11 protein-coding genes are annotated in these 12,990 nt (G+C 68.0%); 1 reads left to right on the plus strand and 10 read right to left on the minus strand.

Annotated features, from left to right (window positions below):
* Window positions 1–24 precede the first annotated feature (24 nt).
* The 8 genes from ACZ6I3_RS01910 to ACZ6I3_RS01945 form a co-directional block, all read right to left on the minus strand.
* A complete protein-coding gene (locus ACZ6I3_RS01910) occupies window positions 25–912 on the minus strand; it encodes a pentapeptide repeat-containing protein (RefSeq protein ID WP_469410895.1) in 888 nt (295 codons plus the stop codon).
* On the minus strand, window positions 887–3,673 hold the full coding sequence (locus tag ACZ6I3_RS01915; protein WP_469410896.1) for a hypothetical protein: 2,787 nt from the start codon (window positions 3,671–3,673) through the stop codon (window positions 887–889). The genes ACZ6I3_RS01910 and ACZ6I3_RS01915 overlap by 26 nt, the downstream gene beginning before the upstream one ends.
* Entirely contained in the window at window positions 3,670–4,062 is a 393-nt protein-coding gene (locus tag ACZ6I3_RS01920; protein ID WP_469410897.1) for a DUF6507 family protein, read from the minus strand. The genes ACZ6I3_RS01915 and ACZ6I3_RS01920 overlap by 4 nt, the downstream gene beginning before the upstream one ends.
* Window positions 4,063–4,098: 36 nt before the next feature.
* Window positions 4,099–4,410, minus strand: coding sequence for a pore-forming ESAT-6 family protein (locus ACZ6I3_RS01925; RefSeq protein WP_469410898.1), 312 nt, complete (start codon window positions 4,408–4,410; stop codon window positions 4,099–4,101).
* A gap of 64 nt (window positions 4,411–4,474) precedes the next feature.
* Window positions 4,475–4,807 (minus strand): hypothetical protein, encoded by a 333-nt coding sequence (locus ACZ6I3_RS01930; protein WP_469410899.1) that lies wholly within the window; start codon window positions 4,805–4,807, stop codon window positions 4,475–4,477.
* 201 nt (window positions 4,808–5,008) lie between these two features.
* Window positions 5,009–7,141 (minus strand): UvrD-helicase domain-containing protein, encoded by a 2,133-nt coding sequence (locus ACZ6I3_RS01935; RefSeq protein WP_469410900.1) that lies wholly within the window; start codon window positions 7,139–7,141, stop codon window positions 5,009–5,011.
* A gap of 67 nt (window positions 7,142–7,208) precedes the next feature.
* Window positions 7,209–7,718 carry an EVE domain-containing protein gene (locus tag ACZ6I3_RS01940; protein ID WP_469410901.1) on the minus strand — a complete coding sequence of 170 codons (510 nt, stop codon included), beginning with the start codon at window positions 7,716–7,718 and terminating at the stop codon, window positions 7,209–7,211.
* A gap of 54 nt (window positions 7,719–7,772) precedes the next feature.
* Window positions 7,773–8,165: a hypothetical protein gene (locus tag ACZ6I3_RS01945; protein ID WP_469410902.1), complete on the minus strand. Its 393-nt coding sequence runs from the start codon at window positions 8,163–8,165 to the stop codon at window positions 7,773–7,775.
* 105 nt (window positions 8,166–8,270) lie between these two features.
* Here ACZ6I3_RS01945 and ACZ6I3_RS01950 point away from each other — a divergent pair, with 105 nt between their 5' ends.
* Entirely contained in the window at window positions 8,271–8,873 is a 603-nt protein-coding gene (locus tag ACZ6I3_RS01950) for a hypothetical protein (RefSeq protein WP_469410903.1), read from the plus strand.
* Between the two features lie 13 nt (window positions 8,874–8,886).
* On the opposite strand, the gene ACZ6I3_RS01955 is transcribed toward ACZ6I3_RS01950, so the two are convergent.
* Both ACZ6I3_RS01955 and ACZ6I3_RS01960 read right to left on the minus strand, forming a co-directional pair.
* Window positions 8,887–12,090: a DEAD/DEAH box helicase gene (locus ACZ6I3_RS01955; protein WP_469410904.1), complete on the minus strand. Its 3,204-nt coding sequence runs from the start codon at window positions 12,088–12,090 to the stop codon at window positions 8,887–8,889.
* Entirely contained in the window at window positions 12,077–12,904 is an 828-nt protein-coding gene (locus ACZ6I3_RS01960; RefSeq protein WP_469410905.1) for a hypothetical protein, read from the minus strand. Before ACZ6I3_RS01960 ends, ACZ6I3_RS01955 begins: the two co-directional genes overlap by 14 nt.
* Window positions 12,905–12,990 lie beyond the last annotated feature (86 nt).

The following is a 12,990-nucleotide window of genomic DNA, read 5'->3' on the forward strand; positions in this document are numbered from 1 at the left end:
CGCTGTCTGTGCCTGCCGCACCGGCTACGTGTTCTGTCCCGTGACTTCTTCGATGAACGCGACGGCTTCCGCTTCGCTGATCTCCACGTGGTCGACCTCGTTGTGCCCCAGCGCGTAGAGCCGGAGGTACTCCGTTGGTTCCCAGCGCAGATTCCTGGTGAATGCCTCGTCATGTGCTACGCCGTTCACCATGCGGCGTCTGACGATGCCCTGAGGATTGCTGCGCGAGTAACCTTCGCTGAACTTGGCGTAGTAGGTGATGTGACCAGAGCGTGGGACGAGAACATGCACCTTCGCTCCGCGGCTGTTCAGCCACCGCTCGAGATCCACTCCGCTGATCTCGCGCCGCACACCCGCGTGGTTGATGACCGCAGGGCCGAAGAGCGTGCCGGAGAGCCCATGTACGACCGTGTGCTCGTCGAGTACTGCCTTCAAGGACGTCTCACGCACTGACGCGTTGGTGAGGTCGGCGCCCTCGAGCCTGACGTCGATCAAGGAGGCGCCATCGAGCCTCGCTGCCCGGAAGCTTGCCGACCGGGCATCGACCGCGTAGAGGCTGGTACTCCCCAGGTCTGCTTCGTTCAGAGTGGCTCCACGAAGGGAAGCCTCGTCGAGTTCAGCCTTGACCAGCGACGCATCAGTGAGGTCGGCATCATCGAGGACGGCACCTTCCAGATGCGCCCGATAGAGGTCGGTGCCGACGAGTCCGGCGCTCCGGAGGATCGTCTGAGACAGAAGTGCCATGGCGAGGTCCGCACCCGACAGGTCGGCTCGGGACAGGTCGAGGGCCGAGACGTCCAGAAGTGAGTCCGCTTGCTCGACCCACTCCCGTAGGACGGCTGCGGCTTCAGCATCGGGCGGCATCACCCGGACGACTCGCCGCACGTCACGGATACCAGACAACTCGATCACTCCACCCGTGCTGCTCGACGATCGACTTGACGTCGTCGATCGCCGCTTGATTGGCATTGCGCATGTCGAGGATAACCATGCGCCCCTTCGTGACGATCTGATCCTCCAGTTTGCGCACCCAGCCCTGGTTCTTCGCGGGGTTGTAGGCTCCCTTGAACGGCAGGGACTTGTCGCGGACATTGTTCAGTGGGGGCCAGTCCGAGTGTACGCCCTTGATGTCGTAGAACTCTCCGGTGCTCGGCGAATGCAGATCGCCCTGATTGGCGCCAGGGGGGCGCTGGATGTCGGTGGGGACTTTCCCGTTCTCGCGTAGATCCAGCGCGACGCGGGCTTCGTCCATTTCCGACGGCTTCACCTTTCCCTTGTGATCAGGGTCCTGTTTCAGCTGGTCGAAGTCGTCGCTGTACTGCCGCGCAAGATCATTCAGGTGTGCGTCATGAGATGTGCGCTGCTCTGGCGTAAGTTCCGGCGGCGGCCCGTTCGCATGCGCGGACTCGTCTCCGCGCCGCCCCAGGTCGATATCGGGAGCGTCGGTGGATCCTGTGCCCCGCAAATCACGGGCGAGTCGAATCGAGTCGGCCCCATCGGGTACTGGCACCCTGTCGAACAGATCGTTCTGCGCGGTCTGAACAGCGGCGAATTCATCCCTGGAGATACCGGGAAGGCGCCCCTTCTCATAGAGGGCATGGGTGTCCATCTTGGCGGCAAAGCTCTCGGGGGTGTGGAACTGCACCTCAAAAATATGGCCAGTCGAAGGATCCCGCCATGTGGAATTGATGCCTTTGTAACCCGAGCCCTCCCAGGTGTTCTTGAAGGTGACGTTTTCGAACCCCCGGGCACGCAGTTCGTCGACTGCCTGCTGTACGCCGTGTGCGTAGTCCCTGGTGGGAACCTCAACTGTGTATCGAAGGGAGTCTCTGATATTGGCCAGAGCGCGTTCCGGCGTCAGGCGGGCGTCCTCGAGCAGGGCTGTGGCAACCTTGCGCTTTAGGGAATCTTCACCCTTGAAGCGATACTCAAGACCATTGAGTTGCCCGTTCCTGACATGGCTGGCAGCGGCTTGAATCGCCTCTGTGATGCGCGGCTCGGTCACCAAGGCCCGGTCCATGAACTGGCCGGTGGCAGCATTCTCCTCCGGGCTGAGCCTCAGCCCCTGCGGTCCTTCCCAGGAGCCGTCCGGGAGGTTGCCGCGAGGCTCCATGGGGCCGTCGGGCACATGCGAACCTCCACCGACCGGCGGGCCTCCGGCGTCACCGCCACCACCGCCCGATCCGGAAGTGTGCGAATACGCGGTGCCTGTTCCGTCAGAGGAGATGTCGCGGCGGTGTCCTGAAGGGGTGTCGTCAGCGCCCGCCGCCCCGTGATGTGAGTGTGGCGACGCGCTGTCGTCGGCGTGAGCCGCGGCTTCGGGGGCACGGGAGGTCGCGCTGACCCCGGCAAGTTCCCGCTCCTGGTCCAGTCGCGCTTCTGCCGTGACGGAACGCTCCGGCATCGGCACATCGTCGACGACCTTGCCGTCCTTGAGGACGACGAACCTGCCGTCCTCGACGACAAGCACGGAGCGCCCGGAGACGTCGGAGAATTCCAGAACGCTGCGCGGACTACGGAGTGCGGGTACGTTGTTCACGCCGCGCAGGTTCTCCGTGACCTGGGCGATCCTTGGAATGGCATGCCCTGTCACCTTGGCCGCGGCGCCGAGTGGGTCGATGACCTCGCCGACCTTCGCGACCGTGGCCGCGGTCTTGGCTGCCGCGCCGGCCTTCCCGGCCGAGGCGGCCTTGAGGGGGCCGACGCCGAGGGTGAGGCCGTTGAAGACGACGGTGGCCGCGGCGCGGGAGGGGTTCTCCTCCCACATGTCCCAGGCGACGAAGCCCTTGGCGAACTCCTTGGCGTAGCCCTTGCTCTCCTGGGCGAAGTCGGTCGCGAAGATCCCGGTCGGTTTCTGGCCGCCGGACTCCATCAGATAGGTCTCTGCCCCGACCACCGCCCGGACCAAGCCCTCCCAGGCCTGGCCCGCGCTGTCGGAGCCGTGGAAGCCGGCGAGGGTGGCGAGGCCGTCGATGGTGCCCCAGACGTTGTCGACGATGATCCCGTCCCAGAAGAAGCTCTTGGCGTAGTAGCCGAGGTCGTCCGGGTCGTACCAGTCGTGGGACTGGGTGACCGGGGAGCCCCAGGGAAGTTCCTTGGCCTGGTCCAGGACCTCGGCGGTGTAGCCGTAGAGTTCCGCGCCGCGCGGGATGAACTGCTTGTCGCCGGTGTTCATCACGTACTGGGTGCCGCCGACCAGTGCCGTGATCTTGTTGTTGCAGGCGATCTCGGCAGCGGCGAACTGCGCCTGGGCGACGTTCACGTCGTGCATCAGGGCCTGGTGCTCGGAGACCTTGTCCGCGTCGTCGGTCCAGTTCTCGTCGAACGCCCCGTCCTCGGTCTTCAGTCCCGCCACGAACGTGGTCGCCTGATTCTGTAAGTGCTCCAAGCGCTTGGCGATCGGCGCGACTTCGGCCGCGTACGTCCGCAGCGCGTCGGCGACCGTGGCGACCTTGTCCCCGAACCGGTCGGCCGCGTCACGCACCGGCGTGGTGGAGGCGAAGAGGTCGTCCGCCTCCGGTGCCTGGTAGAAGGCCGACAGTCCCTGGAACTGCCGGTGGGCCTCGCCGCCGGCCTGGCGGATGCCGTCCGCCTCGGTCCGCAGGGCGTCTGTGTGCTGTTCCAGCTGGGCGAGATCGCCCGTGAACAGTGGGATGGACTCCGGCTTGATCACAGGCGGCCGGCCTTCCAGCCGCCCGGCATGTCAGGTCTGACCAGCCCGGCCGCCCGCTGTTGCGCCTCCGCGGCCATCTCCAGGTCGCCGTCGCGGTACGCCACCGTGGCGTCCACCGCGCCGTTGACCGACTTGCCGACCCGTACGCCGATGAACTTCAGCTCGTCCGATGTGCCTTCCATGAACTCCGCGAGCGCGGCGGCCACCAACCCGGTCTGTCCCTTGTGCTCACCGCCCGCCCCACCCGGGGCGAGCGTCCCGGCCGAAGTGGCCGCACCCTGCACATCGCCCGAGTACGCCTGGACGATCTCGTCCAGGGCCTTCATGACGTCGCCCACGTTCGAGACCACACCCTGGACCCCGGACGGAGAGATGTCCCACGCCGGCATGCGTCAGCCCCCGTTTCCCTCTCCCTGCTCTTGCCGTCAGCCGATGTTGTCGACGGCCGCCCGTGCCTTGGCCAGGGTCGTCTGCGCGGTCCCGTCGTTCTGCTCCATCGTGGTGCGGACGAGCCGGATGATCTCGCGGACCTCACTGGCGGCCGTGTGCCAGCGGTTCTCCTTGCCGTGGTACTCGTCGGCGACGCCGTCCGCGGTGAAGTCGGCCATCGCGGCCTTCACCGCGCGGTCGCGGTCGGTCAGCACCCGCTCCAACTGCCCGATGACGGTGTGCAGACTGACCTGCACCTCGCCGGAAGCACCGGTGTCGTACGAACGGCGGTCCTGGTTCTGCCCCATGATCAATTCCCCCTTGAAACGGTGACGGCTGCAACGGTGACGGTGAAAGTGGTCGCTTCCGTGGCTACCGTGCGCCGAAGCGAGCCGCGTCGAAGTTGGCGGCACCCATGTTCTGGTGGGCGTTGTCCTCCAACTCCACATCACCGGTCCCGAACGCGGCGTCCATGCCCGACTGGCCGCCCAGGATCGCGCTCAGCGAACCGTTCAGCGCGGCCGTGATCTCGTCGGCGTTCAGCTTGAAAGTGTCGAACGCGGCCTTGCCCGCCCCGTTGAACTTCCCCTCCAACGGCTCCGCCGCCTGGATCAGCCACTTGATCAGCGTGCCCAGATCCTCACTCGACCCGACCGTGCTCTTCCCGAGCTCCGACAGGGTCGTCGACCCCATGTCGAACTTCATCAACCCACCCCCGTAAGTGTGCTGTGCAGTGGCGCTGCGTGATCACCGCAGCGTACTCATATGTCACATGTGACTCACAGTCCGTCGAACATCCTTGCGTGCCAGGTGTTGCGGGCGCAACGCGGATGAGTCCGAAGTGGCCTGATTTGGTGGCCTGCTGTGTGAGGCGGCGGAAAAGTGCCTCGGACATCCACAGCTCGACTAGAGGAAGTGACTCCCCTTGCCGCTGTAGGAGACGTACAACTCCTCGCGAGCGCGGGTACAGGCGACGAACAGTAGGCAGCGCTCGGTCAGCATGTCGGCTTGGTGTTGCAGCTGATCCACACCAAGCGGGGTTACGGCAGGCTGGAAGGGAAACGCGCTTGCCGTTACGCCGAGCACTGCCACACACCGAAACTCCAGCCCCTTCATGGCGTGCAGCGTGGCGAGCCGGACGCCCGCGTCCTGCTGAGTCGGGCTGTCTTTCACGAGCACTGCCGGCAGCCCGGCTCGCTCCAATCGCGTCCTCACCTTGTCGAGCGTCTGGTGGAATCGGCCGGCCACGGCGATGTCCGCGGGTGCCACTCCGCCAGCGACCCAGGTACGAATCCTCTCGACGACCGCGGCGAACTCGGCGTCCTCACCGCCGAAGTCCTCGAGAGTGGGCCGACGCCCGTGCAGGAGTGAGCGGTAACCCGCCAGCGAGTCCATACCGTCGCCCGACAGCGACTCGACCGGCTCCTCCTCCATCAGGCGGGCTGCCCAGCGCAGGATCTCCTCCGTGCTGCGGTAGTTGATGCGCAGGCGGCTGGACCGTCCGGCGACCGGGATGCCGAGTGAGCCGAGTGATACCCGGGAGTCGTAGATGCGCTGGTGTGGATCCCCGGTGATGAACAGGTCGTCTGGAGCCGGCGCCACGGCGCCGCGCAGTACGCGCCACTGGGCGGGATGCAGGTCCTGGGCTTCGTCGACGACGACGTGCGCGTAAGGAGGGCCACCCGTCGCAGGGTCGGCCAGGAGCCGGGCGGCCTCCGCGCACAGCTGCAGGTAAGTGAGCTTGCCGTCCTTGCGCAGGCCCTGCTCGAACGACTTCATTGCCCGCCACACCTGGGTCCTCTTGGCCGGCCCCAAGGACGATCCCCTGCCTCGGCGCACGGCCCTCAGATACGCGTCTTCGGACGTGAGGGACTGGGCGAGGACGACGTGCCGGTACTCCTGGGAGAGGAACTGCTCGCTCCAGTCGGGATTCAGATCCTGGCGGATCTTGCGCCAGCGGAAGCGTTCGTCGGCGTCGTCGCACATCCTCGGCACGGAGCCGCGCCGGCGTCGGACGACGTCGCGGGCCAGCGCGTCGACCGTGGTGACGTCGACGCGTCCCAGGAGCGTGTCGTCTTCGAGTAGCAGGGCCAGGTTCTCCCGGAGGGACTTCGCGAGCGCGGTGGTGTATGTCGTGAGCAGGATCCTGCCGCCCTCGGGCGATCGTCCGAGGAGGTGCTTCACCCGGTGCAGGGCGACCACGGTCTTGCCCGTGCCGGGGCCGCCCGTGACCTGCGCGGGGCCTGTGAACGTGGCCCGGTAGGCGACTCTGCGCTGCGCGGGGTGCAGGAAGATGCGCCAGGCCGCGAACGGTTTGGTGAGGATGTCCTCCAGTTCCTCGGCCCCGGTGACGACGGTGATGCGACTGTGCGTGTTGACGATGGCGGAGGACAGGTCGTCGGGGTCGTAGGGGCCGGGATCCGTCGGCCGCCGGACGGCGACGACCTCGCGCCAGACCGTGCCCTCGTCGAAGCCCTCGGCCAGGTACTGCAGCACCTCGAACTGGTCCTCAGGGAAAAGTGAGGAGAACGCCTCCAGTTGCGGCTTGTCGAGGATGGTCCGTGCCGCACGGAGCGTGCCCTCGTCGATGCCGAGACGTGTGAGGGCCGCGTCCGAGAATTCGTCGAAGAGCCGGGCGGGTGACTTCGCCGCCGTCTGCTCCAGTGCGGGCGTGAGCTGCTCCAGGGCGACGACGTTGCGGACTTCGAGACCGCGCGTGGCGGTGTTGACTGTGTAGAGGCGTTTGGCCGCCCACTCGTAGGCCTTGTCGTGGGGCACGACGTTCACCAGGAGGAAGGTGTCGCCCCCGTCGTCCGGCGCGAGGACGACGCCCCGCCAGAAGTCCGTGATCCTGATGGTTCGCATCCGGCGGTCGGCGGCGTTCTCGACGGATTCGAGGTGGAGGCCTTTGTCGGCGTGCATCTCCGCGACCGTGAGCTGCTGGAACTTCTTCATCGCCTTCCGTACGCCCGCCCGGACCGGCTTCTCCAGTTGCTCGAACTTGTCCCAGAAGCTGTTGGCGAAAGCCAGCTGCGGCAACGGACCGTCCTCCCCACGCGGCGCGATGTGACATCACCCTACCCAGACCTCCGCTCCGGGACGTGGGTCACTTCCTCTGTGGGGCGTAGTCGCCGACGACCGCGCCGTACGGTTTGAGCAGCGGCTGCAGTTCGCGCTTGATGAGTGCCGCGTCGGCCTCGGGCAGTCTCAGTGAGGCACGGCGCATCCGGACGCTCCAGGTGCGGGGCTCGGGGAACACTTGGAGGTCGTCGACCAGGTCCCGGAGCACCACGCCCTCTCTGAAAGGCGTCAGACCGTGGATGCGCAGGCGGCAGCCTTCCGTGAACCGGCGTTCCTGGAACGCGACCGGCTCGTCCAGTGTGCTTACCTCGCTTGTGAGCGTGGCCAGGCCGATGACACGGCCGAGGTCCCGGGTCGGATTGCCGAAGCAGCCGCGGGTTGTGTAGAGCAGCACCTCGTCGCCCTTCTTCAGGCTGAGTGAGGCGCGGGTGCGGCCTGCGGGGAAAGCCATACGCCGGCTCTTCAGAACCCAGGCGAGAGGCTCGTGGCCGCTGATGATCAGCAGGTGGGTGGCCGGGGTGTCCGAGACGGTCATGGTGCGTGGATCCTTCCGTGGGAAGAGCGGTGAGGCGTACGGGAACGCGGATGGTCACACGGAGCGCGGCGGCCTGCGCAGGGACTTCAGCTCCTCACCGCTGCGCGTGACGCGCCAGAAGGACCAGCCGTTGACGCTCGGGTTCCGGTCGGGGTTCACGGTGCGGATCACGGCCATGGCCGCCGCGCTGGGGGAAGCGTGGGCCGCGCCCGCGCCGGGGCCGTCAGTGACCGTCAGCGTGCGGGTGGCCGGATCGAAGAGGCCGGAGACTCGAACCCCGCGGTACACCGCGTGCACTTGAACGTCCTTCGGCGTGGCATCGAGATCCTCCGCCGAGCTCCACAGCTCCACCAGTCGGCTGACCACCTCGGACGGGCTGCACCCCATGATGCGGGCCGCGAAGACGACCTTGCTGTGCGTCAGGTCATCCAGCTCGATAGTTGGCATAGTGACTATTAGCGCTGAATAGCGTCGCGGTGTCAATCTGAGGCGGTGCCGGTTCCGAAGATCCATAAGATTCCCGCTGAGGAAGAGGAACCATGGGGGTGGAACGTGACCGAGACGACCAAGGCCTACGAGGACGACCTGGACCGCGGGTTGAGGAACGTCGAGCTGGCCGTACGGGCCGTGCAGCGGGCCTTCGACGAGATCGGGCGCTGCAACGACCTGCTCGACAGCGCCCAGGCGTCAGGGGGTGAGGCACTCCTCGAACTCGGCGCCCTGCTCCGTTCCCGCGACCGTGCCGCGGTTCCGCCTGTGCTCGACCGGCTCGACGCGCTTGCCGCCGAGGTCGCCCGCTCGGAAGCGGTCCGGACCGTGGTGAGCCGCATCCTCGACGGTGAGACCGAAGACGATGACGACGAACTCGCCGACTGGCCCGTGCCGCTCCTCACAGAGGAAGATCTGCCGCGCGTACCCACCGTCCACGACGCGGAGGATCCGGGGGACAGGTCACTGGCGGACCTGTGGCGGCGGGACGAGGCGTTGGCGGCCGAGCGGCACCGTGTCGAGGGGGAAAAGGTGCGTATGGCAGCCGATCACCTGCGCTTGCTGGCGGACCGGGCGGTGGGTTCCTTCGGGGTACCGGACGCCACGGCCGCCCACCTTGCCGAGGCGCGGCGGGCCTACGCCCTGTGGGCCCTGTGCGTGGTCTGAGCGCCCGACCGGATCACTGCACCCCGTCGAGAATCTGCCAAACCCTCCGGTAGGCCGCGCCCTTCGGACCGAGAGCCGACTGCCAGGCGGAGTCGGGCAGCGTGGCGAGGTGGGTGCGGGCCTCGGCGGGAGTGGTGGTCCGACCCTCCTGACCGGTGGGCGCGGTGGCCGTGGTGGCCATGCGGGCCGCCGCCGACCGCGGTACTCCGGCGAGCCGCATCGCGATCGCCGCCTCGGAGCGGACGCCGTAGAACGCGTACGACGGGATGTTGCGCAGTTCGCGTTGAGACTCCGGGGGCAGTGCTGTGAACTCCTGGCCGAGGGTCAGGGACTGGAGCGCCGACAGGCCCCAGGAGACGGTGGGCGCCATGTCTCCGAAGAGGCGTTGGCAGCACTTGGTGATCGCCTTGAGGTCGTCGGATTCGCCGGCCTTCTTGAAGTGGTCGGCGGCCAGCTGCGTGACGGAGGCCCCGTTCACCCAGTCCTGCATGACCCGGGCGATGAAGTCACCGCTGCGGCCTTCGTGGTCCTTGGCGATCTCGGCCAGGCCCTTGCGGAGCTCGGGCACCTCCAGCATGAGGCCGATGAGCTGAGCGAGGGGCCGACGGTCGCCCTGGAACAGCGGCTGGGCCCACACCTCGCGGTCGATCCGCGCGTCGCCCAGCCTGCCGAGTGTGGCCTCGACGCTCTCCCACGAGAAGCCCGTGCTGTCGACCAGAGTGAGCGCCTTGCCGGTCAGCCGCTCCGCGTACGCCCGTACGCTGCGGGTGAGTTCCGCCGCCCAGCCGCGGTTCTCACGCCGCAGGTCCTGGAAGCCCAGCGTGCCACGCAGGATCTGCTCGATCTCCTCGGCGAACTCCTCGTGGTCCCCGATCTGCCGGTACGTGTGGGCCAGGTACTGCACGAAGGCGGACCACTCCGGGATATGCGCGAGGACGTGCAGGTCGAGGTGGCCGAAGCTGTTCTGCGCCTTCGCCACCATGTCGACGAGGGTGGAGTTGAGGTCCGCCACCTTACGGCCGACGAAGTCGCGCAGCTGCCCGGCCCGTAGCTCGTCCGGCGCGGCCAGGGCGATCAGGCCCACCTCGCCCTGCTCGACCCGGCCGGCACGGCCTGCCAGGTTCCAGAAGTCGGAGGCGGGCATGTCGTTGCCGTACGGGTACTGATGGGAGGCCAGGACGACGTTCGCCACCGGGAAGTTGACGCCCGCCGCGACGGTAGTTGTGGCCACCAGATGGGTCAGGTCACCGGATTCCATCAGGAACTCCGTCGCCGTCCGGATGTCCTCCGGCAGGCCCCGGTGATGGATGCCGATTCCCTTCGCGAGCAGTCCCACCAGAGGGAAGCCCGCGCCGAACTCCTCCGTCACGACCTCCTGTACGGCTCTCAGGTCCTCGCTCACCTCCGTCAGATCCGGCCGGCCGCCCGCGATGCTCCTGGCGATCGTCCAGGCGTAGTCGGGCCGTCCGGCGAGCGTGATGGTCTGCCCTCGCTGGGCCAGGACGGCCGCCGTGGCCGCGGCGAGTTTGGTCGGGCTGCCGGCCTGTGACCACGACATGCCCAGGGGCCGGTTCCCGTCCAGGGGCAGGAGGTCGGGGACGCTGAGCGTCCCTCGGCTGGTGACCAGGGGCTCCAGCTCGACCTGGAAGCCGCCGTTGCCCGCGGCCCGCTTGCGTCGTGCCAGTGCGAGGATGCGGTCGTTCGGCGTCCAGTCCACGGACAGCCCGACTGACTGGCGGCTTCCGCTGTCCAGCCACTCGGCGATGGTGTCACCGTTGTCGATGAAGGGCGTCAGCAGCAGGAACCCGGCGTCCTGGGCCTCCCGGTTGACGGTCGCCAGCAGCAGCTCCAGCTTGATCCCGCGCTCGTCTACCCCCAGATGGTGCGCCTCATCGGCCACCACCAGACACAACGGACGGGCGATCTTCTCCTGCCAGCCCGAACGCAGCAGCAGATCCAGTTTCTCCGGCGTGGACACCAGCACCCGGAACTGCCGCTCACCGCGGTCGGTGAGCATGTCCTCTTCCAGGCCGTCGAACTCCAGGGCGGGACTGACCCGTTCCACCCCGATACCGAGATCGGCGAAGTCGCGGCGCAGACGCCGGGTCACCTGGTTGACCAGCGCCCGGTTCGGGGCGACGTACGCGACCCAGCCCCGCTGCTTGTCGTACGCGTTGAGGGCCTGGAGGATCCGGAACTGGGCGATCAGTGTCTTGCCCGCGCTGGTCGGCAGGCTAACCACGACACTCCGGTGCGCCGTCCGGATCAGGCCCTGCTCGGCGAGGGCGATCCGCTGCGGCGGCAGCACCTCGAAGATGGGACGTGGCCGGCCCCGGTCGACGAGGGAGGCCACGAAGGCGTTCACTTCGGGGCTGACCGCGCGGGCCACCGTCCACAGGCTGTTGTCGACGATCTGGTCCGCCGTGGCGGTCAGCAGCCGTACGAGCACTTCGAGATCGGGGTCGGCCGAGGCGGTGGCCGCCTCCAGGGCCCGGTCGCAGTGCGACTGCACGCGCTCACGCACCCCGTAGTGACGGCTGGGGCGACTCTGGCGCAGCAGGCTCCCGGTTGCCAGGTACTCGGCGAGCAGCTCCGCCGTCTTCAGCAGGTGGTAGTGGGCTGCCAGCGCCCAGGCGGCGGGCCGGGCATCCTCACCGGCCGCCGACAGGTACGGCTCCTCCGCCCCCGTCTGCTCGCTCCGCAGCCGCGCCACGAGATGGTCCAACGCGTCGAGATCGTCCCACCCGCGCTTGCGGAGCAGCAGAAGCCACGCATCGGCCGCCCCCCGCCGGATACGGGACTCCCAGTCCTCCTCCGGATCCGGTACTGAGGGCAGCTCGACGTCCGCGAGCAGCCGGGCGGCGAGCGGCGTCTCGTCGGCGATCCAGCCCAGGCAGGCGGTACGTAGCAGTTCGAGCCGGGCCTCGGGGGAGTCCTCCTCCGGCAGCCGGGCCCGCGCCAGGGCGAACATCTGCGCGCACAGCCGCCGCGTGGACTCCGCCTTCGGATCCTTCGCGATCGCGTCCCACGCGAGCAGATCCAGGGCGTCCACCGCGAAGTCGACGGCCTCACGGCTGTGCGGGGAGCCCTCGGGCACCTCCCCGTGCACGGCCCGCAGAGCGGATCCGATGAGCACGCGCTGCGCCCGCTCCCCGGCCTCCTCCACGAACCCGGGGTCGAGCGCGCCTTCCAGCCAGCCGAGGTCAGCCACTGTCACCCACCCCCGCCGTCGCGTGTGTGGGCCAGGTTGCCTTGGCGATCGGCAGGTACCAGGCCGTCAGCAGGGCGTGCATGGGCTCCACGACCGTCTTGGCGAGCTCGGCGGCGGGACCGCTCAGATCCGACGCCAACGGCGCGGTGTCGCGGACCAGGCAACCGAAGAGCCGGAAGTCCTTGCCCGCCGAGCTGATGAAGCGCCGTGCGGCGGTCTGGTAGGCGCTGATGTGCTCCTCGGTCCGGCAGCGGTGGCGCAGCCACTTCAGCAGCGTCATGTGGTCGTTCACGAGACTCAGCCGCTTGAGCTGCTCGATCATGCCGTCCGCCTTGCCGGTCACGACCTGCGGAGGGCTCTTCGCCTCCGAAGAGGACTTGACCTCCCCGAACAACAGTGTGGCCGAACCGTCCGCCACACACAGGCCGACCAGGTCGGCACCCGGCAGGCTCGCCTTGCGGGTCCGCCGGTCCCGGCCACCGTCCCAGAGCCACACCGCCCCGTGCCAGTGCTCCAACAGCACCTCGGCGACGGCCTCGCCGTACTGCCAGTCCTTCGGCTCCGGCTCGGTCGCGAGGAGTGTGCCGATGAAGGTGGTCTCCATGTCGGTCGTGGCCAGGGACCGTAACTCGGTGACGATGTCGCGCGTGGCGGCCAGGTCGCCGGCCCGCTCGGCCCACGGCCCCGCCTGTAACTCCCGCATCACGTCGGCCGTCAGCTCGACACCGCTCCATGTCACGGCCCCGTCCTCGCCGGCGTACACCTCGATCCCGGCCGGGATGCGTGGCACGGCGCCGCCGACGGTGTTGCTTTCCCCCACGTACGTGTCCCTCCACCCGTGTGATCAGAATTCTCTCCACCTCCTCGGGAGGTTGTCCACGCCCCGTGCCCGCCTGTGGACGGACT

The sequence above is a fragment of the Streptomyces sp. NPDC041940 genome, from assembly GCF_055589465.1.

Excerpts from the sequence above, each read along its gene's own strand:
- ACZ6I3_RS01925 (WP_469410898.1), bottom strand. The coding sequence starts at position 4,410 with ATGGGGCAGAACCAGGACCGCCGTTCGTACGACACCGGTGCTTCCGGC.
- ACZ6I3_RS01940 (WP_469410901.1), bottom strand. The coding sequence starts at position 7,718 with ATGACCGTCTCGGACACCCCGGCCACCCACCTGCTGATCATCAGCGGC.
- ACZ6I3_RS01945 (WP_469410902.1), bottom strand. The coding sequence starts at position 8,165 with ATGCCAACTATCGAGCTGGATGACCTGACGCACAGCAAGGTCGTCTTC.
- ACZ6I3_RS01920 (WP_469410897.1), bottom strand. The coding sequence starts at position 4,062 with ATGCCGGCGTGGGACATCTCTCCGTCCGGGGTCCAGGGTGTGGTCTCG.
- ACZ6I3_RS01930 (WP_469410899.1), bottom strand. The coding sequence starts at position 4,807 with ATGAAGTTCGACATGGGGTCGACGACCCTGTCGGAGCTCGGGAAGAGC.